This is a genomic window from Streptomyces sp. NPDC046870 (assembly GCF_040704595.1).
Classification (GTDB): domain Bacteria; phylum Actinomycetota; class Actinomycetes; order Streptomycetales; family Streptomycetaceae; genus Streptomyces; species Streptomyces argyrophylli.
This window is the reverse complement of the sequence record NZ_JBEYXM010000040.1, coordinates 19,033-40,964: the sequence shown is the minus strand read 5'-3', so window position 1 is coordinate 40,964 and position 21,932 is coordinate 19,033. Positions and strand designations below refer to the sequence as shown.

Below are 21,932 nucleotides of genomic sequence, written 5' to 3'. Positions count from 1 at the left end.
GCGCGGTCCGGGCACCGGGCCGGACGTGACACCCTGAACGGGTGAGTCCCGTTCGCTCCCCCCTGCGCAACCCCGTCGGCGGCCATGTGCCCGTGGCCGGCGGCCTGCACTCCGTCGGGCTGTCCTACGCCCGTGACCTCAAGGCCGAGACCGTGCAGGTCTTCGTCGCCAATCCGCGCGGCTGGGCCACGCCCGCCGGCAACCCGCGGCAGGACGAGGCGTTCCGCGCCGCCTGTGCCGAGGAGTCGATCCCGGCCTACGTGCACGCGCCGTACCTGATCAACTTCGGCTCGCACACCGAGGCGACCGTGGAGCGGTCGGTTCAGTCGCTGCGGCACTCGCTGCGGCGCGGGCGGGAGATCGGCGCGCTGGGTGTCGTGGTGCACACCGGGAGCGCCACCGGCGGCCGGGCGCGGGAGGTCGCGCTGAAGCAGGTGCGCGCGTACCTGCTGCCCCTGCTGGAGGAGCTGACCCACGACGACGACCCGTTCCTGCTGCTGGAGTCGACCGCCGGGCAGGGCGCCTCGCTGTGCTCGCGCACCTGGGACTTCGGGCCGTACTTCGAGGCGCTGGACGCGCATCCGAAGCTGGGCGTGTGCCTGGACACGTGCCATGTCTTCGCCGCCGGGCACGACCTGACGGGACCGGACGGCATGCACCGGACCCTGGACCTGCTCGTGGACACCGTCGGCCCGGGCCGGCTGAAGCTGATCCACGCCAACGACTCCAAGGATGTGGCGGGTGCCCACAAGGACCGGCACGAGAACATCGGCGCAGGCCATATCGGGGAGGACCCGTTCCGGGCGCTCATGACCCATCCCGCGACCGAGGGCGTACCGCTGGTCATCGAGACGCCGGGCGGCAAGGAAGGGCACGCGGCGGACGTGGCGCGGCTGAAGGGGCTCCGCGAGGACTGACCGTTGGGGAATACCCCCGTGGGGTATATGGTTCCTGTCGGGCGCAGGAGCCGTCACCTGACCTGGGGGCAGTCATGGAGCACGAGACGCACACGGCACACGCACACCACCACGGCCACGCCGGCGCGGGCCACCAGGGGCAGCACCAAGGCCACCAGGGCCGGCCCCCGGCACCCGTCGCCACCTGGGCGACGGCCGTCCAGGCCACCCTGCACTGCCTCACCGGCTGCGCCATCGGCGAGGTGCTCGGCATGGTCGCCGGCACGGCCTTCGGCTGGGGCAACCTGCCGACCATGGTGCTGGCGGTCGTCCTGGCCTTCGTCTTCGGCTACTCGCTCACCCTGCGCGGGGTCCTGCGGGCCGGCGTCGGCTTCCGCACGGCCTTCCGGGTGGCGCTGGCCGCGGACACCCTGTCCATCGTCGTGATGGAACTGATGGACAACGCGGTGATCCTGGTCTGGCCGTCGGCGATGGACGCCACGCTGGGCGACGCGCTGTTCTGGATCTCGCTCGCGGTCTCGTTCGCGATCGCCTTCATGGTGACCACCCCGGTCAACAAGTGGATGATCGGCCGGGGCAAGGGCCACGCGGTGGTCCACGCGTACCACCACTGAGGGGGCCGGGGATCAGAGCTCGGGGCCGTCCCCGGGCTCCTCCTGGTAGGAGTAGCGCTGTTCCTTCCAGGGGTCGCCGATGTTGTGGTAGCCGCGCTCCTCCCAGAAGCCGCGGCGGTCGGCGGTCATGTACTCCACGCCCCGGACCCACTTGGGCCCCTTCCAGGCGTAGAGGTGGGGCACGATCAGCCGGACCGGGAAGCCGTGCTCGGCGGTGAGCAGCTCACCGTCCTTGTGCGTGGCGAAGATCGTGCGGTCGGAGACGAAGTCCGTGAGGCGCAGGTTCGAGCTGAAGCCGTACTCCGCCCAGACCATCACATGGGTGACGTCCGGCGCCGGCGGGGCCAGGTCCACGATCGTGCGGGCCGGGATGCCGCCCCACTCCGCGCCGACCATGCTGAACTTCGTCACGCAGTGCAGATCGGCCACCACCGTGGTGTAGGGCAGGGCCGTGAACTCCTCGTGGTCCCAGGTGCGCTTGTCACCGTCGGCGGTGGCGCCGAAGACCCGGAACTCCCAGCGCTCGGGCCGGAACTTCGGGACCGGCCCGTAGTGCGTGACCGGCCAGCCCCGCTGGAGCCGCTGACCCGGCGGAAGGTCGGACCCTGCCGCTGCCCCAGACTCTCGCTCCACCGGATGACCCATGTATCCATCCTGACAGACCTCGGGCAGTGCCCTTGACCACCCACTCCCCAACCGGACAATTGCCATGAACTCATGACGTACTTACTAAGTGCGTACTTACTGGACGATCTTCCTCGCCGGTGGAATCATGCGGCGCTATCGGCCGGGCCCACCTGGAAGGAGTCCACAGCGATGCAAGGCGACCCCGAGGTCATCGAACTGCTCAACGAACAGCTGACCGCCGAGCTGACCGCGATCAACCAGTACTTCCTGCACGCCAAGCTCCAGGACCACAAGGGGTGGACGAAGCTGGCCCGGTACACCCGCGCGGAGTCCTTCGACGAGATGCGGCACGCCGAGGTCCTCACCGACCGCATCCTGCTCCTCGACGGCCTGCCCAACTACCAGCGCCTCTTCCATGTGCGGGTCGGGCAGACGGTGACCGAGATGTTCCAGGCCGACCGGCAGATCGAGGTCGAGGCCATCGACCGGCTGCGCCGGGGCGTCCAGGTGATGCGCGAGAAGGACGACATCACGTCGGCGAACGTCTTCGAGGCGATCCTGGCCGACGAGGAGCACCACATCGACTACCTGGACACCCAGCTGGAGCTGGTGGACAAGCTGGGCGAGGCGCTGTACCTGTCGACCGTCGTCGAGCAGAGCCAGCCCGACTCCTAGGCCCCGGCGGGGGCGCGGAGGCTACGCGGCGTCGTCCAGCGGTACGAGGGCCGGGGCGCGCTGGTCGATCAGTTCCCGGCGGGGGCAGGCGCCACGGCCGAGCAGCGCCTGGATGCGCCGGACGCAGCCGCCGCAGTCGGTGCCCGCCTTGCAGGCGGAGGCTATCTGGCGCGGGGTGCAGGCGCCGTTCTCCGCGTGCTGCTTGACCTGGTCCTCGGTGACACCGAAGCAACTGCAGACGTACACGCGGTCTCACCTCCCGACGGGGGTCCCTGTTCCTGCCATCCCCGTTTCGGTGAGGCAAACCTAACCTTACCCATGTCCCCGGTGGCCGCAAAAGTGGCAGGGGCGCGGATCGGGTGTGATCCGCGCCCCAGGACTCCGCGTCACAAGGCGGTCGCTACCGGTCCGGGCTCACTGGTCCCGGTACATCTCGGCCACCAGGAACGCCAGGTCCAGCGACTGGCTGCGGTTCAGCCGCGGGTCGCAGGCCGTCTCGTAGCGCTGGTGCAGGTCGTCCACGAAGATCTCGTCGCCGCCGCCCACGCACTCGGTGACGTCGTCGCCGGTCAGCTCCACGTGGATGCCGCCCGGGTGGGTGCCGAGCGCCTTGTGGACCTCGAAGAAGCCCTTGACCTCGTCGAGCACGTCGTCGAAGCGGCGGGTCTTGTGCCCGGACGCCGCCTCGAAGGTGTTGCCGTGCATCGGGTCGGTCACCCAGGCCACCGTCGCGCCGGACGCCGTGACCTTCTCGACCAGCTCGGGGAGCTTGTCGCGGATCTGGCCGGCGCCCATGCGGACGATGAAGGTCAGCCGGCCCGGCTCCCGCTCGGGGTCGAGGCGGTCGATGTACCGCAGCGCCTCCTCGGCCGTGGTGGTCGGGCCGAGCTTGATGCCGATCGGGTTGCGGATCCGCGAGGCGAACTCGATGTGCGCGTGGTCCAGCTGGCGGGTGCGCTCGCCGATCCACACCATGTGCGCCGAGACGTCGTACAGCTTGCCCGTGCGGGAGTCGACCCGGGTCAGGGCGGACTCGTAGTCCAGCAGCAGCGCCTCGTGCGAGGAGTAGAACTCGACGGTCTTGAACTCCTCGGGGTCGGTGCCGCAGGCCCGCATGAAGTTCAGGGCGCTGTCGATCTCGCGCGCGAGCTGCTCGTAGCGCTGGCCCGACGGCGAGGTCCGCACGAAGTCCTGGTTCCAGGCGTGCACCTGGCGCAGGTCGGCGTAGCCGCCGGTGGTGAAGGCGCGCACCAGGTTCAGCGTCGAGGCCGACGCGTGGTACATGCGCTTGAGCCGCTCCGGGTCCGGGATGCGGCTGGCCTCGGTGAAGTCGAAGCCGTTGACGGAGTCGCCCCGGTACACCGGGAGCGTCACGCCGTCGCGGGTCTCGGTCGGCTTGGAGCGGGGCTTGGAGTACTGGCCCGCGATCCGGCCGACCTTGACCACCGGCACGGAGGCCGCGTAGGTGAGGACGGCACCCATCTGGAGCAGCGTCTTGAGCTTGTTGCGGATGTGGTCGGCGGACACCGCGTCGAAGGCCTCGGCGCAGTCGCCGCCCTGGAGGAGGAACGCCTCTCCCTTGGCGACGGCCGCCATCCGGGCGCGCAGCTGGTCGCACTCGCCCGCGAAAACGAGCGGCGGATACGACTCGAGGTCCGCGATCACTGCGCGCAGAGCCTCGGGGTCGGGGTACTCGGGCTGCTGCGCCGCGGGCAGGTCTCGCCAGGTGTTGCCAGCGCTCGGGCTGGTCTTAGCGTTCACGGTCACGACCCCAACATTACGGGGTGCCGTCGTGGGGTCCCCGCCGGTGCTCAGCTGATGAGACACCGCGTACACAGTGCGGACATGCGGTAGGGTGCGTCGCATGTTCGCGCTTTCGACCCAGACCTGGTGGTGGACCGCTCATCCGGCGGCCCACTGACTGCGCGTACGCAACACTTCGCGAAGGCCGCCCGAGGGGCGGCCTTCGGTGTGTCCGGGGTCGTTCCTCTCCGTCAGACGATCGAGAAGGAGCCCGACCCGTGGACCTCATGGACCTGTTGTCCGATCCCCGCCCCTTCGCCCTGCTCCGCCGCCGCACCCCGGGCCGCGACGAGGACCTGGTGGAGGTGCTGCTCGGCCCGGTGAGCAGCCGGGACCGGCTCGCCGACCTGCCCGACGAGGGTCTCGCCCTGATCCCGTTCCGGCAGATCCGCGAGCGCGGCTTCGACGTCCGCGACGACGGCACCCCGCTGCTGGTGCTGACGCCGCAGGAGACGCACACGCTGCCGCTGGACGAGGCCCTCGGCCGGCTCCCCGCGCACGACGTGCGGGTCGAGAGCGGCGGCTTCGACGTGAGCGACGAGGAGTACGCGGAGACCGTCGGGCGGGTGCTGCGCGAGGAGATCGGCCGGGGCGAGGGCGCGAACTTCGTGATCCGGCGCACCTACGAGGGTGAGATCCCGGGCTTCGGCCGCGCCGACGCCCTCGCGCTGTTCCGCCGGCTGCTGGAGGGCGAGCGGGGCGCGTACTGGACGTTCGTGGTGCACACCGGGGACCGGACGCTGGTGGGGGCCAGTCCGGAGGTGCACGTCCGGATGAGCGGCGGGACCGTCGTGATGAACCCGATCAGCGGGACATACCGCTATCCGCCCGAGGGCCCGACCCCCGAGCACCTGCTCGGCTTCCTCGCCGACGGCAAGGAGATCGAGGAGCTGTCGATGGTCGTCGACGAGGAGCTCAAGATGATGTGCACCGTCGGCGACAGGGGCGGGGTCGTCGTCGGCCCGCGGCTGAAGGAGATGGCGCACCTCGCGCACACCGAGTACGAGCTGCGCGGGAAGTCCTCGCTGGACGTGCGGGAGGTGCTGCGGGAGACCATGTTCGCGGCGACGGTGACCGGGTCGCCGGTGCAGAACGCGTGCCGGGTGATCGAGCGGTACGAGCCCCTCGGACGGGACGGCGTGGGACGCGGGTACTACGCCGGGGCGCTGGCCCTGCTCGGGCGGGACTCCGGGGGCGCGCAGACCCTGGACTCCCCCATCCTCATCCGCACCGCCGACATCTCTGCCGGCGGCCGGCTGCGTGTTCCGGTGGGGGCGACGCTGGTGCGCGGCTCGGACCCGGCCGGCGAGGTCGCGGAGACCCACGCGAAGGCGGCGGGCGTGCTGGCCGCCCTCGGGGTGGGGCCGTCCCGGCCGCGGGCCGAGCGGGAGGGGCCCCGGCTGACCGACGACCCCCGGGTGCGGGCCGCACTGGACGGGCGCCGGGCCGGGCTCGCGCCGTTCTGGCTGCGGATGCAGGACCGCACGCCGGAGCCGGCCGGCCACGCGCTGGTCGTCGACGGCGAGGACACCTTCACGGCGATGCTGGCGCACGTGCTGCGCTCGGGCGGCCTGGAGGTGACGGTACGGCGCTACGACGAGCCGGGGCTGCGGGCGGACGTCCTCGCGCACGAGGGGCCGGTCGTGCTGGGCCCCGGCCCGGGCGACCCGCGCGACGGGGCCGACCCGAGGATGCGGTGCCTGCGGGAGCTCGCGGCCGCCGTGATCCGCGAGCACCGGCACGGGGTGCTGGGCGTCTGCCTGGGGCACGAGCTGCTCGCGGCCGAGCTGGGCCTGGACCTGGTCCGCAAGGAGGTGCCGTACCAGGGGGCGCAGACGCAGATCGACCTGTTCGGGCGGCCGGAGACGGTCGGCTTCTACAACAGCTTCGTCGCGCGCTGCGACGAGGAGGCGGCCCGCGAACTGGCCGCGCACGGCGTCGAGGTGAGCCGCGCGGCCGACGGCGAGGTGCACGCCCTGCGGGGCCCCGGCTTCGCGGGCGTACAGTTCCACCCGGAGTCGGTGCTCACCCTGAACGGCACGGCGGTCGTACGGGAGCTGATCGGCCGGCTGCGCCGCACGACCGTGTAGCCGCGGGGGGCCGCCGTCAGCCGAAGAACACCCCGATCTCCTGGTACAGCCTCGGGTCCACCGTCTTCAGCCGGGCCGTCGCCTCGGCCAGGGGGACGCGGACGATGTCGGTGGCGCGCAGGGCGACCATCGTGCCGAAGTCGCCGTCGTGGACGCAGTCGATGGCGTGCAGACCGAAGCGGGTGGCGAGCCAGCGGTCGAAGGCGCTCGGGGTGCCGCCGCGCTGGACGTGCCCGAGGACCGTGGTGCGGGCCTCCTTCCCGGTGCGCTTCTCGATCTCCTTGGCCAGCCACTCGCCCACCCCGGACAGCCGGACGTGCCCGAAGGAGTCCAGCGACCGGTCCTTGAGGACCATGTCGCCGTCCTTCGGCACGGCGCCCTCGGCGACGACCACGATCGGCGCGTACGACGCCCGGAACCGGGAGGTCACCCAGTCGCAGACCTGCTCGATGTCGAAGCGCTGCTCGGGGATGAGGATGACGTTGGCGCCGCCTGCCAGGCCGGAGTGCAGGGCGATCCAGCCGGCGTGCCGGCCCATCACCTCCACCACCAGGACCCGCATGTGCGACTCGGCGGTGGTGTGCAGCCGGTCGATGGCCTCGGTGGCGATGTTGACGGCGGTGTCGAAGCCGAAGGTGTAGTCGGTGGCCGCCAGGTCGTTGTCTATCGTCTTGGGCACCCCGACGCAGGGCACCCCGTACTCGCCGGACAGCCGCGCGGCGACGCCCAGGGTGTCCTCGCCGCCGATCACGACGAGGGCCTGGACGTCCAGCTTGGCCAGGTTGGCCTTGATCCGCCGGATGCCGTCGTCCGCCTTGAGGGGGTTGGTCCGCGAGGAGCCGAGGATGGTGCCGCCGCGGGGCAGGATGCCGCGCACCGCGGGGATGTCGAGACGGACGGTGTCGCCTTCGAGGGGACCCCGCCAGCCGTCCCGGAAGCCGACGAAGTCGTAGCCGTACTCCTGCACGCCCTTGCGGACGATGCCCCGGATGACGGCGTTGAGCCCGGGGCAGTCGCCGCCTCCGGTCAGTACTCCGACCCGCATGGAAATGTCCCTTCGCAGCGGTTCCCTGACATCCGGTCACGCTAATGGTGATTCAGGTCACACCGGGAGGGGCGGGAAGGGTGATTCCGGTGCACGGCCCGGAAGCGGACCGCGCCGGTCCTACTCCTCGTCGAGGCCGCGCTCGATCGCGTACCGCACCAGCTCCACCCGGTTGTGCAGCTGGAGCTTGCCGAGGGTGTTCTGCACGTGGTTCTGCACCGTGCGGTGGGAGATGACGAGGCGTTCGGCGATCTGCTTGTAGCTCAGGCCCTTCGCCACCAGCCGCAGCACCTCCGTCTCCCGGTCCGTCAGCCGGGGCGCGCCCGGCTCGTCGGCGTCCGGCGCGGGCGCGGGCTCGGCGGCCAGCCGCCGGTACTCGCCGAGGACCAGCCCGGCGAGACCCGGCGTGAACACCGGGTCGCCGACGGCGGTGCGGCGCACCGCGTCCAGCAGTTCCGCGGTGGAGGCCGACTTCAGCAGGTAGCCGGTCGCGCCGGACTTCACGGCCTCCAGCACGTCCGCGTGCTCGCCGCTCGCCGAGAGGACGAGGACGCGCAACGCCGGGTTGTGGCCGACGAGTTCCTTGCACACCTGGACGCCGGGCTTGGCGGGCAGGTTGAGGTCCAGCACGAGGACGTCCGGGGCGGCGGCCTTGGCGCGGCGGACCGCCTGCTCGCCGTCGCCGGCGGTGGCGACCACCTCGAAGCCGGACTCGGCCAGGTCACGGGCGACCGCGTCACGCCACATCGGGTGGTCGTCCACCACCATGACCTTGATCGGGTCCTGCTGTGTCATCGCTGCTCCGCCTTCTTCCCCCGCGCCCGCACGGCGCCCTTCGGTACCTTCAGTTCCACTTCCGTGCCCTGCCCGGGCACGGAGACGATCTCGGCGCTGCCCCCGAGGTCGCGCAGCCGGCCCCGGATCGACTGCGCCACCCCGAGCCGGCCCTCCCCCTCGGCCTGCGCCAGCCGGCCCTCGGGGATGCCGGGGCCGTCGTCCCGGACGGTGACGACGATCTCGTCCGGCTCGTCCTCCACCAGGATCCAGGCCCGGGCCTGCGCCCCCGCGTGCAGGCGCACGTTGTCCAGGGCGGCCCCGACCGCGGCGGCCACCTCGCGGGCCGCGGCCGACGGCAGCAGCACCGGGGCGCCGGGCTCGGCGAGGCTGACCCGGGCGCACGCGTACCGGGCGAGCAGGGAGCGCAGGTCGACCGGGCCGGCCGGGTCGTCCTCGTCGGGCTCCTCCACCGCGCGGACCACGGCTCCGGCCGCCGCGTCCTCCGAGAGCCGGGACACCGGGACCAGGCCGCCCGACACCAGCGTGCGCAGGGCCACCTCCTGCTCCCCGGCCAGCCGGCCCAGTTCCGCCGCCTCGCCGCCGAGGGCGGCGCCCCGGCGCTTCACCATCGCCAGCACCTGGAGCACGCTGTCGTGGATGTCGCGGGCCAGCCGCTCCCGCTCGCGGGTGGCGGCCTCGATCTCCAGCGCGCGGGCGAGGGTGCGCTCGGAGGCGCGGGCCACCTCCACCACGTAGCCGATGGCGATGGAGGCCACCCAGACGAGGATCACGTTGTGCACGGTGTCCCGGGCCGGCCGGCCGCGCTCGACCAGGTTGACGGCGGCCACGGCCGTGGAGGCGACCGCCGCCCAGCGCCAGCCGCCCTTGAGGGCGAAGGCCAGCACCGCGCCCGCCGTCCATATCGACGGCAGGGTGGGGCCACCGCCCGCGATCCGCTCGTGGTTGTCGGCGACCGGGGTGAGCAGGATGCCGACGAGGGCGACGGTCAGGTCGGCGGCCAGGAAGCGCCGGGTGCAGCTCGCCGCGCCCGCCACCTTGGGCAGGGTGGCGAGGGTCCACACGGCCAGGACGGCGTAGTAGGCGACGGCGACCCAGGGCCGCACGAAGTGCTCGTACGCGGTGGCGCACAGGCCGATCGCGTACAGCATGGTCAGGACGCGGTAGCCGGCGAGCGCGCGCCACAGCGGCAGCTCGACCGACATGCGCATGACGCGTTCACGCTTGGGCATGTCCCCCGGTCCCCCCCCCCGGTTCCCCCTCGTGCCCTGTCTAGGACCCGGCCCGCTCCTCGCCGGCCTGCTCCGCCTCCCTGGCGGCCTTCGCCGCCTTCTCGGCCTTCTCCGCCTCCCTGGCGGCCTTCGCCGCCTCCGCGATCTGCCGCTTGGCGGCGGTCGCGTAGATGTCGACGTACTCCTGGCCGGAGAGCTTCATGATCTCGTACATGACCTCGTCGGTCAGCGCGCGCAGCACGAACCGGTCGTGCTCCATGCCCTGGTACCGGCTGAAGTCCAGCGGCTTGCCTATGCGGATGCCGGGCCGCATCAGCTTCGGCACGACCTGCCCGGGCGGCTGGATCTTCTCGGTGTCGATCATGGCCACGGGGATGACCGGCGCCCCGGTGGCGAGGGCCACGCGCGCGAGGCCGCCGGGCTTGCCCCGGTACAGCCGTCCGTCGGGCGAGCGGGTGCCCTCCGGGTAGATGCCGAACAGCTCGCCCCGCTCCAGCACCTCTATGCCGCTCCTGATCGCCGCCTCACCGGCGCCGCGCGCCCCGGAGCGGTCCACCGGGAGCTGGCCGACGCCCTTGAAGAACGCGGCGGTGAGCCGGCCCTTCACGCCCGGGGTGGTGAAGTACTCCGCCTTGGCGATGAAGGTGACCTTGCGGTCCAGCACCACCGGCAGGAAGAACGAGTCCGAGAAGGACAGGTGGTTACTGGCCAGGATGGCCGGGCCCGTGGCCGGAATGTTCTCCAGGCCCTCCACCCATGGCCTGAAGGCGACCTTCAGCGGCCCTCCGATGGCGACCTTCATCGCGCCGTACAACACCCGTATGCCTCCTGGTTTCTCCGAGGAGACCTTAACCCGCGGGACCGTCAATGGGCCCGACGACCCTGGTCGGTGTCGGTGCGGTCGCGTACGGTGAAGCACATGCCAGTTCTCCCCGGAGCCGAGCCGTACCGCCACGAGGGCGGTGAGGTGGGGGTTCTCCTCTGCCACGGCTTCACCGGCTCGCCCCAGTCGCTGCGCCCCTGGGCGGAGCACCACGCGGCCCACGGCCTGACCGTCTCCCTGCCCCTGCTGCCCGGCCACGGCACCCGCTGGCAGGACATGCAGCTCACGACCTGGCAGGACTGGTACGCGCAGGTGGACCGCGAACTGCGGCTGCTCACCGAGCGCTGTTCCCGGGTGTTCGTCGCGGGCCTGTCGATGGGCGGGGCGCTGGCCCTGAGGCTCGCGGCCCGGCACGGCGGGCGGGTCGCGGGCACGGTGGTCGTCAACCCGGCCAACAAGGTGCACGGCCTGTCGGCGTACGCCCTTCCGGTGGCCCGGCACCTGGTGCGCACGACGAAGGGCATCGCCAGCGACATCGCGAAGGAGGGCGCGGCCGAGCTGGGCTACGACCGGGTGCCGCTGCACGCGGCGCACTCGCTGCGGATGTTCCTGCGCCGCCTGGACGGCGAGCTGCCCCAGGTCACCCAGCCGTTGCTGCTGCTGCGCAGCGCCCGGGACCACGTCGTCCCGGCGGCCGACTCGGCGCGGGTGCTGAGCCGGGTGTCGGCCACGGACGTCACGGAGATCGTGCTGGAACACAGTTACCACGTCGCGACGTTGGACAAGGACGCGGACCGGATCTTCGAGGAGAGCCTCGCCTTCATCGGCCGGCTCGCACCCGGTGTCGGCAAGGAAGGGACGGCCGCAGTTGGCTGAGCACTACTCCGACCGTGAGGACCGCGAGGGCCACGAGGGCCACGAGGACCAGGGCGGTCACGAGACCCGTGAGCCGGACCGGCAGGAGGTGCCGTTCGACGAGGAGGCCGCCTGGCGCGCCATCGTCGCCGGGTACGGCGCGGAACCGCCGGACCCGCCGGGCGCCCGGCCCTTCAAGCCGGTCGAGGACCTCGCGCTGCTGGAGAAGAAGGCGGCGAAGGACCAGGAGGCCGAGCCGCGCGACGACCAGGAGGAGTCCGCGGGCCGGCAGCCCGCCCGGCCGCTGGGCGGATCGGTCTCCTTCGCGCCGGGCATCGGCCCGCGGGACCACACGGCGCCCGAGCCGTCCGACGACGACTTCGACGAGGACGACGAGGGCCACTTCGTGCCGCCGGAGCCGCCCCCGCTGCCGACCTCGGACACGACCGCCAGGTTCGCCTGGCTCGGCGTGGTCGGCGGCCCGGTCCTGCTCCTGCTGGCGGTGCTGCTCGGCTGGGACATGACCTGGTGGCTGGCGACCTCCGGCATCGGCGGCTTCCTCGGCGGCTTCGTGACGCTGGTGACGCGGATGCGGACGGACGACGAGGAGGACGACGACCCCGGGCGCGGCGCGGTGGTCTGAGCCGGGTCAGGCCGGGATTCTGAGGGCGGCGAGGACCGGGAGGTGGTCCGTGGCCGCCCGCAGGTCCGCCTCGCGCACGCCCGGCTGGTCCAGGGGCACCCCGCAGCCCAGCACCTCGATGCCCTTCGTCGCGAAGACCGCGTCGATGCGCTGGTGGGGGCCGGTGGCCGGGGAGGTGAACTCGCCGCCCCAGGGAGCGGTCGCACGGCAGTCCTGGAGGGTCCCGGCGAGCCGGCGGAAGGTGCGGCCGCCGGGCCCCTCGTTGAGGTCGCCGCCCGCGACGGCGTGCTCGACACCGAGTCCGGCGAGATGATCGAGGAGCAGGCCGCCCTGGTCGTGACGCTCGTCCCCCTGGAGCGACAGGTGGCAGCTGAGCACCCCGAGGCGGGCGCCGCCGAAGCGGACCACCGCCGTGGCGAAGCCGCGCCGGTGCAGGCCCGGGGTGAGCGGGAGGAGGACGTCCTCCGTGCGTTCGACGGTGGCGCGCAGGGAGCACAGGATCGCCGGCCCCGCGGCCGTGGCACCGCCGGTGAGGACGACCTGGCCGGAGGCCGCGGCGAGCCGCGCCAGCTTCTTGCGCCAGCGGAAGAAGCGGGGGGCCTCCTGGAGGAGGACCAGGTCGGGGGCGCAGGCGGTGATGATCCTCGCCAGCGCGTCCGTGTCGTCGCGCATCGAGCGGATGTTGTAGCTCAGGACACGGACGACCGCGGAGCCGTCGGCCTGCGTTGCGGAGTCGGGGAGCAGCGCCATGTGGATCAATGTACGCCCCGTGGTGCGGGGCGCGGGGACCGCGGGCGAGGGCCGCATCCGTCGTGGCTCGCCGCGCGGTTCCCCGCGCCCCTGCGGGCGCTACATGATCGGGTCGGGCTCCCGGGCCAGGTCCGCCGCGCCCACCATGCCGGCCTTGTTGCCCAGCTGGGCCGCGATCACGTCGGCGACCGGGCGCCAGTTGCCGCCGACCAGCCAGCGCTTGTAGGACTTGCGGATGGGGTCGAGGACCAGCTCGCCCTCGTCGGACAGGCCACCGCCGACGATGAAGGCGGACGGGTCGAAGAGGGAGGCGAGGTCGGCCAGGCCGGCGCCGGCCCAGCGGGCCAGCTCGCGGTAGGAGTCGACCGCGACCGGGTCGCCCTGGCGGGCGGCCATGGAGATGTGCTTGCCCTCGATGCCCTCCGGGGTGCCGTCGCCCAGCGAGAGCAGCAGCTCGGCGTTCTCCGGGGTGGCGTTGGCGCGCTGCTTGGCGTAGCGGACCAGGGCGCGGCCGGAGGCGTACTGCTCCCAGCAGCCCTGCGAGCCGCAGCCGCACAGCAGGCCGTCCGGCACCATCCGGATGTGGCCGAACTCGGCGGCGACGCCGAAGTGGCCGCGGCGCAGCTTGTTGCCGATGATGATGCCGCCGCCGAGGCCGGTGCCGAGCGTGATGCAGATGACGTTGCGGTGGCCCTTGCCCGCGCCGAACTTGTACTCGCCCCAGGCGGCGGCGTTGGCGTCGTTCTCGACCACGACCGGGAGGCCGGTGCGGGCCTCGACCTTCTCCTTGAGCGGCTCGTTGCGCCAGTCGATGTTCGGCGCGAAGTACACCGTGGAGCGCTGCCGGTTGACGTAACCGGCCGCGCCGATACCCACGCCGACGATCTCGTGCCCGGCGCGCGCGCCCTCCACCGCCGAGGCGATGGCGTCCACGATGGCCTCGGGCGTGGTGGGGGTCGGCACCTTGAAGGTCGAGAGGATGTTGCCTTCCTCGTCGACCACGCCGGCCGCGATCTTCGTGCCGCCGATGTCGACGCCGATGGTGAGTCCCATGAATCCCTCAGTTTCGGTCGAGCCCCGCTACGGCCAACCGTACCCGAGGCCCTGCCGTGCGAGGGCTTCAGTCCAGGTCGATGCGTTCCCCCGGGCCGGTGCCCTCGCCCGGGTCGTCCGGGTCCTTCCGGTCCCGCGCGGGAGGGGCCGTGCCCGTGGTCCAGCGGCGCTCCTGGGCCTGGACGGCGGAGCGGTAGGCGGCGAGCAGTTCGCCGCCGGCCGCGGCCAGGTGGTCGAAGACGTCGGGGTTGCGCTCTATGACGGGCTCGACGGCGGCCTTGGCCTGCTGGACGACCTGCCGCACCACCTGCTGGGCGGCGGGCCCGGCGAGGCCGCCGAGGAGCGGTGACTGGAGGCCGGCCAGCTTGTCGGCCACCGTGTCCACGAGCCTCTTCAGCTCCTCGGCCGCCGAGCCCGGCTGCGGGCCGTGCTCGGCGCGGCGGCGGGCCTGCTCGGCGGCGAGGTCCTCGGCGGCGGCCGTGGCCCAGGCGTCGGCGTCGGTCGCCTTCGCCGGCTCCTCCGGGGAAGGGTCGGGTGCGGGACGCTCTTCGCTCATGGCGGCTCCTGACTACGGTTCGCCTTTACGACGTTACCCGAACGGGCGTACCCGTTCACCGTCCGGCGGCGGGCCACAGATCGGGGTCCGGGGCGAACCGGATGCGCAGCTCGCCCTCCCGGAGCCCGGCGCCGGCGACGGTGCAGCGGCGCAGGGCGGAGGGCAGCGCGACGATGCGGCGGAACGGGCCCGCGGTGATCAGGAGTTCGTCGCCGCGCCGGACGAGGTCCAGCTCGTCCCGTATCGCGCCGGGCAGCGGGAGGTGCCACACCAGCACGCCGTCCTCCGCGAGCCGGTCGGTGACGGGCCACCCGACCGGGGTGGTCGCCGGGTTGACGCCGGGCACCGCGAGGGCGGTGAGGTCGTCCGGGCCGTGCGGGTCGTGGCCGAGGTGCGGGACGGGGTGGACGTCGTAGGACTCCTGCCAGTCGGCGAGCGCCTTGCGCTGCTGGGCCAGGAGCGGGGAGAGCCAGCTGTCGGGGGCGGTGTCGGGCAGGACGCGGCTGGCGATCAGGGACTCGGTGCGCAGGGCGCGCAGGGCGAGGCCGAGGGTGGCGGTGCGGACGGCGTCGGCGCCGGCCGGGCCGGGCTCGGCGACCAGGCGCACGGCGGTGTTCCGGTCGGTGAGGACGGCCTCGACGGCGGCCAGTTCGACGTCCCAGCGGGCCGCCGTCTCGTAGAGCCAGTCGGCGGGCATGGGCACGCCGGCGAGCCGGCCGAGGACCGGGCGCAGGGCGCGGGCGGCCTGCCGTTCGGGGGGCAGGAGGCGGCGCAGGTAGCGGCGCAGTTCCTCGGGCAGGGCGAGCAGGGCGAGGGCCTGCGGGAGGGGCGGGAGGTCGACGACGAGGAGGTCGTAGCGCTCGGACAGGGCCGCGTCCCGCAGCGCGCGCAGGAAGGACAGTTCCTCCGCGCCGGGCAGCGGGGTGACCTCCTCGGCGTCCAGGCGGGCGGCGCCGAGGAGGTCGAGGACGCTCGCGGCGCGGGACTGGAAGGCGGTGAGGTCCTGGCGGAAGCGTTCGGCGGCGTCCGGCCGCCAGGCGCACAGGTGCGGGGTGACCTCGGTGGGAACCGGTCCTGTCGCGGTGCCCAGGGCCGTGCCGGGGGTGTCCGTGCGATCGGCGCTCAGCAGGAGGGTGCGGTGGCCCTCGCGGGCGGCTTCGAGCGCGGTGGCGGCGGCCACGGTCGTACGACCGCTGCCGCCGGGGCCCGTGATCAGGATGGTGCGCATGACGGTGAACGGTACCGCCGCGCGCGGGGGGTGGACGGAGCCGTCTACTCCTCCCCCGACTCGACCCTCTTCTTCAGACCCGCCAGCGCCCGGTCGATGATGACCTTCTCCGCCTTGCGCTTGATCATGCCCAGCATGGGGATCTTGACGTCGACCGTGAGCTGGTAGGTGACCTCGGTGGCGCCCGCGCCGGCCGGCTTCAGCAGGTAGGAGCCGTCGAGGGAACGGAGCATCTGGGACTTGACGAGGGTCCAGGAGACCTCGCGGTCGCCGGTCCAGGTGTAGGCGAGGGTCTGGTCGTCCTTGATGGCGCCGGCGTCCATGACGAGGCGGACCCGTTCGGCGCGGCCCTGCTCGTCCGTGGCGAGGACGTCCGCCTCCTTCACCTCACCGGTCCAGTCCGGGTAGCGCGCGAAGTCGGCGATCACCGCCATGACGTCGGCCGGAGCGGCCTCGATCGTGATGCTCGAACTGGTGTGTTCCGCCATCGCGGTGGCTCCTCCAGATGCGGGCCGGGTGGGAGAGGTTCGTGTGCGCCGGGCTGCGCACGTGTGTGCAGCGTGAAGGCTACCGCGCCGCAGGCCCGCCGCCTTCACCCCGCCTGCCCGGCCTCACCATTCGAGTGCCCAGGGCGTGCCGGTCCCGGCGAAGTGGCCCACGTTCACGCACTCGGTGGCGCCGATCCGCATCCGGCGCACCAGCGGCTGGTGCACGTGCCCGAACAGGGCGTACCGGGGCCGGGTGCGGCGGATGGCGTCCAGCAGGGCCCGGCTGCCGCGCTCGAAGCGGCGGGCCACGGTGTCGTAGACCAGTTCGGGCACCTCCGGCGGGATGTGGGTGCACAGCACGTCGACCTCGCCGACGGCCTCGATCTTCGCCGCGTACTCCTCGTCGCCGATTTCGTAGGGGGTCCGCATCGGGGTGCGCAGGCCCCCGCCGACGAAGCCGAAGGTCCACCCGCCGATCTCGGCCCGCTGGCCGTCGAGGACCGTGGTGCCGGGCCGGGCGTACTCCGGCCAGAGTGTCGGCATGTCGACGTTTCCGTAGGTGGCGTACGTCGGGGTGGGGAACGCGGCGAACAGCTCGGCGTACTGCTTGCGCACGGCCTTCTCGATGGCCGTGGCCCGGTCGGCGCCGATCCCGGCCCACAGCCGGGCGCCGAACGCGCGGGCCTCCTCGAAGCGGCGGGCGGTGCGCAGCTCGACGATGCGGTCGGCGTTCTCCTCGCCGAACAGGTCGGGGAAGATCCCGCGCGCGTGGTCGGCGTAGTCGAGGAAGAGGACGAGGTCGCCGAGGCAGATCAGGGCGTCGGCACCGTCCCCGGCCCGGGCCAGGTCACGGGCGTTGCCGTGCACGTCGCTGACCACATGGACGCGGGTCCGCCGGGCGCCGGAACGTGTGGATGCCATGCCGATCAAGCGTAGGCGTGTGCGGTCCAGGTGAACAGTGCGGGGCCGGCCTGCGGTTACTCGCCGGTCGGTTCGGCCGTGGACTACTGTGCGCGAAGGAACGCCCACCTGTGTGACGCAGCGAACATCTCGCCTGGACCCCCTGTCGTAGACGCCATACCGGCGGGTAACGTCCGGGCAGTCCAGTCGTGCTCAGGATTTCAACATGTGAATCCTCATGTTGTTCCGGAGCACTTGCCCGAGCCTTGGACCGCACCGTCGCATCGCACAACGTCGTGGCGCCGGCGCCCTATGAGGAGCAGCAGTCTTGCGCGAGTTCAGCCTTCCGGCTTTGTACGAGGTCCCCGCGGACGGGAATCTGACCGACATCGTCCGCAGAAACGCCGCGCAGCATCCCGACGTCGCCGTCATCGCCCGCAAGGCCGCGGGCGCCTGGCAGGACGTGACCGCGCGGGAGTTCCTGGCCGAGGTGCGCACCGCCGCCAAGGGCCTCATCGCCTCCGGGGTGCAGCCGGGCGACCGGGTGGGCCTGATGTCGCGGACGCGGTACGAGTGGACGCTCCTGGACTTCGCGATCTGGAGCGCGGGCGCCATCACCGTGCCCGTGTACGAGACCAGCTCGCCGGAGCAGGTGCGGTGGATCCTGTCCGACTCGGGTGCCACCGCCTGCGTGACGGAGCTGGACGGCCACACGGCGGCCGTGGAGGCGGTGCGCGAGTCGCTGCCCGCGCTGAAGCACCTCTGGCAGATCGAGGCCGGGGGCGTGGCGGAGCTGGCCCGGCTCGGCCAGGACGTGTCGGACCAGGCGGTGGAGGAGCGCAGCTCGCTCGCCAAGGCCGACGACCCGGCGACCATCGTCTACACCAGCGGCACGACGGGGCGCCCCAAGGGCTGTGTCCTCACCCACCGCAGCTTCTTCGCCGAGTGCGGGAACGTCGTGGAGCGGCTTCGCCCGCTGTTCCGCACCGGTGAGTGCTCCGTCCTGCTCTTCCTGCCGCTCGCGCACGTCTTCGGGCGGCTGGTGCAGGTGGCGCCGATGATGGCGCCGATCAAGCTGGGCTGCGTCCCGGACATCAAGAACCTCACCGACGAGCTGGCCGCGTTCCGGCCGACGCTGATCCTCGGCGTGCCGCGGGTCTTCGAGAAGGTCTACAACTCGGCGCGGGCGAAGGCTCAGGCGGACGGCAAGGGCGCGATCTTCGACAAGGCGGCGGACACCGCCATCGCCTACAGCAAGGCGCTGGACAGCCCGTCGGGCCCGTCGTTCGGCCTGAAGCTCAAGCACAGGGTCTTCGACAAGCTGGTCTACAGCAAGCTGCGCGCGGTCCTGGGCGGCCGGGGCGAGTACGCCATCTCCGGCGGTGCCCCGCTGGGCGAGCGGCTCGGGCACTTCTTCCGGGGCATCGGCTTCACGGTGCTGGAGGGCTACGGCCTGACCGAGTCCTGCGCGGCGACCGCGTTCAACCCGTGGGACCGGCAGAAGATCGGCACGGTCGGACAGCCGCTGCCCGGCTCGGTGGTGCGGATAGCGGACGACGGCGAGGTGCTGCTGCACGGCGAGCACCTGTTCAAGGAGTACTGGAACAACCCGGCCGCGACCGCGGAGGCGCTGGCCGACGGCTGGTTCCACACCGGTGACATCGGCACCCTCGACGAGGACGGCTATCTGAGGATCACCGGCCGGAAGAAGGAGATCATCGTCACGGCGGGCGGCAAGAACGTGGCCCCGGCGGTGATCGAGGACCGCATCCGGGCGCACGCGCTGGTCGCGGAGTGCATGGTGGTGGGCGACGGGCGGCCGTTCGTGGGGGCGCTGGTCACCCTCGACGAGGAGTTCCTGGGCCGCTGGTGCGCCGAGCACGGCAAGCCGGCGGGGTCCACCGCGGCGTCGCTGAAGGACGACCCGGATCTGAACGCCGCGATCCAGGCGGCCGTGGACGACGGCAACGCCGCGGTGTCCAAGGCGGAATCGGTGCGGAAGTTCCGCATTCTGCCCTCCCAGTTCACGGAGGAGTCGGGCCACCTCACCCCGTCGCTGAAGCTGAAGCGGAACGTGGTGGCGAAGGACTACTCGGACGAGATCGAGGCGATCTACGCCAAGTGACCGGCGGCGGTGCGCGCCCGGTGGTCCGGACGGTGCCTCATGGCGCGTTGTCCTCGGCGAGGACCCGCGCCACGGTGCGTTCGGCGAGGGCCGCGCCGGTGACGAAGGGGTTCACGCCGATCGGCCCCGGGTCGAGCGAGCCGTCGGTGACGTGCGGCCGGTGGATCGTCGCGTGGGCCGCGTCGTGTCAGAGCAACGTCCTCAGCCGCTCCGCCAGCAGGTCCCAGCGCCACTTCTCCTCCACCCACCGGCGGCCCCGCTCCCCCATGCGGCGGCGCAGTCCGGCGTCGGCCAGCAGGGCCACGATCCGTTCGGCGGTCTGCTCCACCGAGCCGCCCCGGACCACCCAGCCCGTCTCGCCCTCCAGGACCGCGTCCGGGGCGCCGCCCGAGTCGCCCGCGACGACCGGCAGGCCGGTCGCCGACGCCTCCAGGTAGACGATGCCGAGGCCCTCCACGTCCAGGCCGCCGCGCCGGGTGCGGCAGGGCATCGCGAAGACGTCCCCGGCACCGTAGTGCGCGGGCAGCTCGGCCCAGGGCACGGCGCCCGTGAAGCGCACCGAGCCGGCGACCCCCGTCTCGTGGGCGAGGCGGCGCAGGTCCTTCTCGTACGGTCCGCCGCCGACGATGAGCAGGACGGTGTCCGGCTCGGCGGCCAGGATGCGGGGCATGGCCCGGATCAGGGTGTCCTGGCCCTTGCGCGGGACCAGCCGGGAGACGCAGACCACCACCGGGCGGTCGGTGAGGCCGAGCCGGGCGCGGACGGCGTCGCCGCCGGAGGCCGGGTGGAAGGTCTTCTCGTCGACCCCCGGCGGCAGCTGCGCCATCCGCGAGGCCGCCTCCGGTGTGAGGGCGGTCGCTATCCGGGAGCGGGTGTACTCGCCGAGGTAGGTGATCGTGTCCGTGGACTCGCCGATCCGGCGCAGCAGCTGCCGGGCGGCGGGCAACTGGGCCCAGCCGGCCTCGTGGCCGTGGGTGGTGGCCACCAGCCGCTCGGCGCCGGCCCTGCGCAGCGCCGGCGCCATCAGGCCCAGCGGTGCCGCCGCACCGAACCAGACGGAGGTGCACCCGTGCTCCCGGAGCAGCCCGACGGCGCGCCGGGTGGCCCGCGGGGTGGGCAGCAGCATGGTCGTACGGTCGCGTACGACGGTGAAGGGCTGCTCGGCGTCGAAGGCGGCGGTGGCCTCGGCGCCCTCCCGGCCGTGCTTCCAGGTGGAGGCGTAGACGACCAGCCGGCCGGGGTCCAGGCGCAGCGCCATGTTGTGCAGGAAGGCCTGGATGCCGCCCGGCCGGGGCGGGAAGTCGTTGGTGACGATCAGGGTCTTGTGCATCGCCGCCGACCCTACCGAACGGGGCGTTCGAGGCCGGGAGCGGCCGAGCCTGTGGCATGCGCACAGGTGTGCACGCCATCATGGACGCTCGCCGCGGATGCGGACGGCACGGCGATCGACGCGGGAAGCGGACGGCAGGGGGATCAGGTGGAGACGAAGGGTGCCGGGCGGTCCCTGGCATGGCTGCTCGCGACCTGGGCCGTCACCCGTGCGGTGCTGCTGCTGTTCGTGTTCCGGGTGTTCGCCTTCCCGGGCCCGGACGTCACCTCGGACGTGTCGGTGATCTACCGCGGCTGGTACGAGGTCCTGCGCCAAGGAACGTTTCCGCTGGACGACGTGACCTGGCAGTACCCGCCCGCCGCGGCCCTTCCCGTCCTCTCCCCCGGCGTCCTGCCCTTCCTGTCGTACGCGCACGCCTTCTTCGTGCTGGCCTGCCTCGCCGACGCCGTCGTGCTGGCCCTGCTGCGGTACGCGGGCGGGCGGCCGGACCGGTCGCCGCGCGGGGCCTGGGCGTGGGTGGCGGGCGTACCGCTGCTCGGGCCGACGGTGTACGCCCGCTACGACGTGATGGTGACCGCGGTGGCCGTGGCGGCGCTGCTGGCCGGGACCCGGCACCCGCGGGTGATGGGCGCCCTGACCGCCTTCGGGGCGCTGCTGAAGGTGTGGCCGGCGCTGCTGCTGGTCGGTGCCGTGCGGCGGCGGGCGTGGGCGTCGGCGGTGGTGACCGCGGCCGGCCTCGCCCTGCTGTTCTCGGTGTCCATGCCGGGCGCCTTCGCGTTCCTGACCTTCCAGCGGGACCGGGGCACCGAGGTGGAGTCGCTGGGCTCCCTGGTCTTCCACGTGGCCCGGCACTTCGGCTGGCGGGGCGAGGTGCTGCTGAACTACGGCTCGATCGAGTTCCTGGGCCCGCACGTCGACCAGGTCAGCACGGCCGCGCTGGCGCTGACCGGGGCCGCGTTCGGCTGGCTGCTGCTGTGGCGGCTGCGCGCGACCCGGTTCGCGCCGCACACCCTCGCCGACGCGGCCCTGACGGCGGTGCTGCTGTTCACGGTGACCAGCCGGGTGATCAGCCCGCAGTACCTGGTGTGGCTGATCGGCCTGGCCGCCGTCTGCGTCTCGTACCGGGCGAGCCGCATGGGACCGCCCGCGCTGCTCTGTCTCCTCGCATCCTTCGTGACGGTGCTGGAGTTCCCGCTCGGCTTCTCGCACGTGGTGACGAGCGACTGGTACGGGGTCACGCTGCTGGTGGTGCGCAACGGGCTGCTGGTCGCGGCCACCGTCATGGCGGCCCGGCGGCTGTGGCGCGCGACCGCGCCGCCGCCCGCCACCGCCCCCTTCCCGCCCCGGCCCACCCACGCGCAGGAGACCCCGGTGTCCTCCTGA

At 72.8% G+C, this 21,932-nt stretch carries 23 protein-coding genes; 9 read left to right on the top strand and 14 right to left on the bottom strand.

What is annotated here, in order from left to right; translation table 11 throughout:
• Positions 1 to 41: 41 nt before the first annotated feature.
• Positions 42 to 917 (top strand): deoxyribonuclease IV, encoded by an 876-nt coding sequence (locus tag AB0946_RS39930; RefSeq protein WP_366765641.1) that lies wholly within the window; start codon positions 42 to 44, stop codon positions 915 to 917.
• Positions 918 to 991: 74 nt separating this feature from the next.
• Positions 992 to 1,531: a DUF4396 domain-containing protein gene (locus tag AB0946_RS39925; RefSeq protein WP_366765640.1), complete on the top strand. Its 540-nt coding sequence runs from the start codon at positions 992 to 994 to the stop codon at positions 1,529 to 1,531.
• Between the two features lie 12 nt (positions 1,532 to 1,543).
• Here AB0946_RS39925 and AB0946_RS39920 read toward each other — a convergent pair whose 3' ends face one another.
• Positions 1,544 to 2,176 carry a sulfite oxidase-like oxidoreductase gene (locus AB0946_RS39920; protein ID WP_366765639.1) on the bottom strand — a complete coding sequence of 211 codons (633 nt, stop codon included), beginning with the start codon at positions 2,174 to 2,176 and terminating at the stop codon, positions 1,544 to 1,546.
• A 171-nt stretch (positions 2,177 to 2,347) separates the two neighbouring features.
• Here AB0946_RS39920 and bfr point away from each other — a divergent pair, with 171 nt between their 5' ends.
• Positions 2,348 to 2,833: a bacterioferritin gene (gene bfr / locus AB0946_RS39915; RefSeq protein WP_366765638.1), complete on the top strand. Its 486-nt coding sequence runs from the start codon at positions 2,348 to 2,350 to the stop codon at positions 2,831 to 2,833.
• Between the two features lie 21 nt (positions 2,834 to 2,854).
• Here bfr and AB0946_RS39910 read toward each other — a convergent pair whose 3' ends face one another.
• Together AB0946_RS39910 and AB0946_RS39905 are read right to left on the bottom strand one after the other, a co-directional pair.
• Positions 2,855 to 3,079, bottom strand: a complete 225-nt coding sequence (locus AB0946_RS39910) for a bacterioferritin-associated ferredoxin (protein WP_030641969.1) — start codon at positions 3,077 to 3,079, stop codon at positions 2,855 to 2,857.
• 168 nt (positions 3,080 to 3,247) lie between these two features.
• Positions 3,248 to 4,600, bottom strand: coding sequence for a class II 3-deoxy-7-phosphoheptulonate synthase (locus AB0946_RS39905; protein ID WP_366765637.1), 1,353 nt, complete (start codon positions 4,598 to 4,600; stop codon positions 3,248 to 3,250).
• A 97-nt stretch (positions 4,601 to 4,697) separates the two neighbouring features.
• On the opposite strand from AB0946_RS39905, the gene AB0946_RS39900 reads away from it, so the two are divergent.
• A complete protein-coding gene (locus tag AB0946_RS39900; RefSeq protein WP_366751506.1) occupies positions 4,698 to 4,754 on the top strand; it encodes a trp operon leader peptide in 57 nt (18 codons plus the stop codon).
• Positions 4,755 to 4,854: 100 nt separating this feature from the next.
• Positions 4,855 to 6,726, top strand: a complete 1,872-nt coding sequence (locus tag AB0946_RS39895; RefSeq protein ID WP_366765636.1) for an anthranilate synthase family protein — start codon at positions 4,855 to 4,857, stop codon at positions 6,724 to 6,726.
• Between the two features lie 16 nt (positions 6,727 to 6,742).
• Here the strand turns inward: AB0946_RS39895 and AB0946_RS39890 are convergent, their stop codons facing one another.
• The 4 genes from AB0946_RS39890 to AB0946_RS39875 form a co-directional block, all read right to left on the bottom strand.
• Positions 6,743 to 7,771, bottom strand: a complete 1,029-nt coding sequence (locus AB0946_RS39890; RefSeq protein WP_366765635.1) for a 6-phosphofructokinase — start codon at positions 7,769 to 7,771, stop codon at positions 6,743 to 6,745.
• Between the two features lie 120 nt (positions 7,772 to 7,891).
• Positions 7,892 to 8,566 carry a response regulator transcription factor gene (locus tag AB0946_RS39885; RefSeq protein ID WP_171157100.1) on the bottom strand — a complete coding sequence of 225 codons (675 nt, stop codon included), beginning with the start codon at positions 8,564 to 8,566 and terminating at the stop codon, positions 7,892 to 7,894.
• Complete coding sequence (locus tag AB0946_RS39880) at positions 8,563 to 9,798, bottom strand: DUF5931 domain-containing protein (protein ID WP_366765634.1); 1,236 nt, start codon at positions 9,796 to 9,798, stop codon at positions 8,563 to 8,565. Before AB0946_RS39880 ends, AB0946_RS39885 begins: the two co-directional genes overlap by 4 nt.
• A gap of 40 nt (positions 9,799 to 9,838) precedes the next feature.
• On the bottom strand, positions 9,839 to 10,600 hold the full coding sequence (locus AB0946_RS39875; RefSeq protein WP_366765648.1) for a lysophospholipid acyltransferase family protein: 762 nt from the start codon (positions 10,598 to 10,600) through the stop codon (positions 9,839 to 9,841).
• 117 nt (positions 10,601 to 10,717) lie between these two features.
• On the opposite strand from AB0946_RS39875, the gene AB0946_RS39870 reads away from it, so the two are divergent.
• Positions 10,718 to 11,497 carry an alpha/beta fold hydrolase gene (locus AB0946_RS39870; RefSeq protein WP_366765633.1) on the top strand — a complete coding sequence of 260 codons (780 nt, stop codon included), beginning with the start codon at positions 10,718 to 10,720 and terminating at the stop codon, positions 11,495 to 11,497.
• Complete coding sequence (locus AB0946_RS39865; protein WP_366765632.1) at positions 11,490 to 12,119, top strand: hypothetical protein; 630 nt, start codon at positions 11,490 to 11,492, stop codon at positions 12,117 to 12,119. The genes AB0946_RS39870 and AB0946_RS39865 overlap by 8 nt, the downstream gene beginning before the upstream one ends.
• Before the next feature lie 6 nt (positions 12,120 to 12,125).
• Here the strand turns inward: AB0946_RS39865 and AB0946_RS39860 are convergent, their stop codons facing one another.
• The 6 genes from AB0946_RS39860 to AB0946_RS39835 form a co-directional block, all read right to left on the bottom strand.
• On the bottom strand, positions 12,126 to 12,869 hold the full coding sequence (locus AB0946_RS39860) for an endonuclease/exonuclease/phosphatase family protein (RefSeq protein ID WP_366765631.1): 744 nt from the start codon (positions 12,867 to 12,869) through the stop codon (positions 12,126 to 12,128).
• A gap of 99 nt (positions 12,870 to 12,968) precedes the next feature.
• On the bottom strand, positions 12,969 to 13,922 hold the full coding sequence (locus tag AB0946_RS39855; protein WP_014672213.1) for an ROK family glucokinase: 954 nt from the start codon (positions 13,920 to 13,922) through the stop codon (positions 12,969 to 12,971).
• Positions 13,923 to 13,989: 67 nt separating this feature from the next.
• Complete coding sequence (locus AB0946_RS39850; RefSeq protein ID WP_366765630.1) at positions 13,990 to 14,478, bottom strand: DUF5304 family protein; 489 nt, start codon at positions 14,476 to 14,478, stop codon at positions 13,990 to 13,992.
• Positions 14,479 to 14,533: 55 nt separating this feature from the next.
• Entirely contained in the window at positions 14,534 to 15,706 is a 1,173-nt protein-coding gene (locus tag AB0946_RS39845) for an ArsA-related P-loop ATPase (RefSeq protein ID WP_366765629.1), read from the bottom strand.
• A gap of 44 nt (positions 15,707 to 15,750) precedes the next feature.
• Positions 15,751 to 16,194: an SRPBCC family protein gene (locus AB0946_RS39840; RefSeq protein ID WP_366765628.1), complete on the bottom strand. Its 444-nt coding sequence runs from the start codon at positions 16,192 to 16,194 to the stop codon at positions 15,751 to 15,753.
• Between the two features lie 123 nt (positions 16,195 to 16,317).
• Positions 16,318 to 17,115: a metallophosphoesterase gene (locus tag AB0946_RS39835; RefSeq protein WP_366765626.1), complete on the bottom strand. Its 798-nt coding sequence runs from the start codon at positions 17,113 to 17,115 to the stop codon at positions 16,318 to 16,320.
• A gap of 307 nt (positions 17,116 to 17,422) precedes the next feature.
• Between AB0946_RS39835 and AB0946_RS39830 the strand changes: the two genes are divergently transcribed.
• On the top strand, positions 17,423 to 19,219 hold the full coding sequence (locus AB0946_RS39830) for an AMP-dependent synthetase/ligase (RefSeq protein ID WP_366765625.1): 1,797 nt from the start codon (positions 17,423 to 17,425) through the stop codon (positions 19,217 to 19,219).
• Between the two features lie 187 nt (positions 19,220 to 19,406).
• Here the strand turns inward: AB0946_RS39830 and AB0946_RS39825 are convergent, their stop codons facing one another.
• A complete protein-coding gene (locus AB0946_RS39825; RefSeq protein WP_366765624.1) occupies positions 19,407 to 20,549 on the bottom strand; it encodes a glycosyltransferase family 4 protein in 1,143 nt (380 codons plus the stop codon).
• 147 nt (positions 20,550 to 20,696) lie between these two features.
• Between AB0946_RS39825 and AB0946_RS39820 the strand changes: the two genes are divergently transcribed.
• Entirely contained in the window at positions 20,697 to 21,932 is a 1,236-nt protein-coding gene (locus AB0946_RS39820) for a glycosyltransferase family 87 protein (RefSeq protein WP_366765623.1), read from the top strand.